The 2,048-nt window shown below is 65.6% G+C and carries 3 protein-coding genes; all 3 read left to right on the forward strand.

Going from position 1 to position 2,048, the window contains the following annotated elements:
* Positions 1-717 (forward strand): nucleotide-binding protein (locus ACSSVZ_RS28060; RefSeq protein WP_453974159.1); only part of this gene is annotated, 717 nt, incomplete at its 5' end.
* A gap of 1 nt (position 718) precedes the next feature.
* On the forward strand, positions 719-994 hold the full coding sequence (locus tag ACSSVZ_RS28065; RefSeq protein WP_453974160.1) for a hypothetical protein: 276 nt from the start codon (positions 719-721) through the stop codon (positions 992-994).
* A 14-nt stretch (positions 995-1,008) separates the two neighbouring features.
* A partial coding sequence (locus ACSSVZ_RS28070) for a replication protein RepA (RefSeq protein WP_453974161.1) occupies positions 1,009-2,048 on the forward strand: 1,040 nt, incomplete at its 3' end.

Consider the following 2,048-nt stretch of genomic DNA (forward strand, 5'->3'; position numbering starts at 1 on the left):
TGCTATCGTTACTGCACGATAAGCAATAAAGCACGAAAACAAGAAGGGGATCAGTTAATGACCCGAAGACTTGGCCTTGTGTCGCAGAAGGGAGGGGTGGGCAAGAGCACGCTCGCCCGTCTGATGGCGCGAGAGTTTGCAGAGTGTGGCTGGCGGGTCGCCATCGCCGACCTGGATACCGCACAGATCACAAGCACCGAATGGGCGTCACGCCGCACCGAAGCCGGACGCCTGCCGTCAATTTCCGTCGCACCCGCGCGCACTGCTCGGGAGGTGCTGTCGAGGGCGGGTGAGACGGATCTGCTGATCTTCGATGCCCCACCCCATTCCATGCAGGGCACCAAGGCGATCGCTCAGGCGTCGGACCTGGTTGTGCTGCCGACGGGATTGTCTCTCGACGATCTTCGCCCGACGGTCCTGCTTGCCCACGAGCTGGTTGGTTCCGGCATGCCCGTTGAGCGGATTGCCATTGCGCTCTGCCGGGTCGGCGATCGACCCAGGGAGATCGAGGAGGCTCGAGACTACGTTGCCGATGCTGGTTATCTGGTGCTGTCGGGCTCGTTGCCCGAACGCACGGCGTACCGTCGTATCGCCGACCAGGGTGGCGCCCTGACGGAGGTTCTCTTCCCGACCTTGCGGGAGCGGGCCGAAGAGCTTGCCGCGGCGATCGCGGCCCGGCTCATGGCCGTCACGTCCGACGAATTGGAGGTGGCGTGATATGGCCCTCGATTTGCCTCCACCGAAGACGCCGCCTGCAGCAAACACGTTCAACGGCGCCGCCAAGGCTGGTCTTCCCGGCAAGGGGCGGCCACCGGGGCGTGAGGCGGTTCGCGAGACGCTCCGGCGCCCGGATCCGGCCGAGACCGTCGCACTGAACTTCAAGGTGCCGGCGGGCTTCAAGCGCGACTTCAAGCAGGCCGCCCTCGACTACGGGGTCACCCAATCAGCACTTCTGCAGGAGCTTCTGGCCGAGTTCCGCGCCCGGCGCGGTTGAGCAGGGCGGGTTCAATGCAGGAACTTGTCCGCACCCAGATCGACGGTGTCGCGCTCGATCCGGATCTCGCGCAGCGTCTCGAGGCCTTGGTGCCCGGGCGGATGCGGGACATTCTCGCGCGCTCGCTTGTCGAGGAACAGCGGGAGCGCAACGCAAGTGCGGCCCGGCAGGCGGCGATGAGCCCGGTCGCCCGCCGCATCGATCGCACCCGTAAGACAATTGCTGCCCGTCCCCTGGCCGATGCGGACCGTCACCACATCCACAGCGTGATTGCGCTTTGCGGGCTGCCCTATCGGCGCCCGAAGGACGACCACCAGGACGTGGTGCGTGAGTACGGCCGCAGCTCGCTCGTCGTGCAGCCGGGCTACCTGAAGGATCCCTATACCGGCGCCATGGTGCGTCAGGGTGTTCCGTACGGCCCCAAGGCCCGGCTGCTGATGCTCCACATCTGCACGATGGCAGTGCGCCAGAACACGCCGACAATCGACCTCGGCGATTCCATGAGCGCCTTCATTCGGGACCTCGGCTTTGCCGTCACCGGCGGGCGACGGGGCACGATCACCCAGTTCAAGGAGCAGCTCAACCGGATCGCCGCCTCGCGGATCCAGCTTGGCCTGTGGAGTGGAACCGAAGCGCGGACCCTCAACAGCCAGCCGATCAGTTCCTTCGATCTTTGGCTGCCAAGGTCGCCGGACCAACGCATGCTGTGGAATTCGACGCTCACCCTCGACGACGGCTTCTTCCAGTCCCTGAAGTCCCATGCGCTGCCCGTCGATATCCGGGCCCTCAGGGCCTTTGCCCATTCGGCGCGTCAGATCGACATCATCCTGTGGCTCTCCTACCGGCTTCCCACCGTGAAGCGTCCCTACCGCCTTGCCTGGCGGCCGCTGGCCGACCAGTTCGGCCGGGACGTGAAGACCTTCCGGCGGTTCAAGCAGGACTTTGCCGAGGACATCGCCCAGATCCGCGCTGCCTTCCCAAGGCTGCGCATTCGCCTGGACGAGTGGGGTCTCCTGATGACGCCCAGCCGCACCGACCAGCTGTTCGTGCCGCC

This window comes from Amorphus sp. MBR-141 (assembly GCF_053628695.1).

Bases quoted from the DNA above. Each gene is read 5' to 3' on its own strand.
- ACSSVZ_RS28065 (WP_453974160.1), top strand. From the start codon at position 719: ATGGCCCTCGATTTGCCTCCACCGAAGACGCCGCCTGCAGCAAACACG.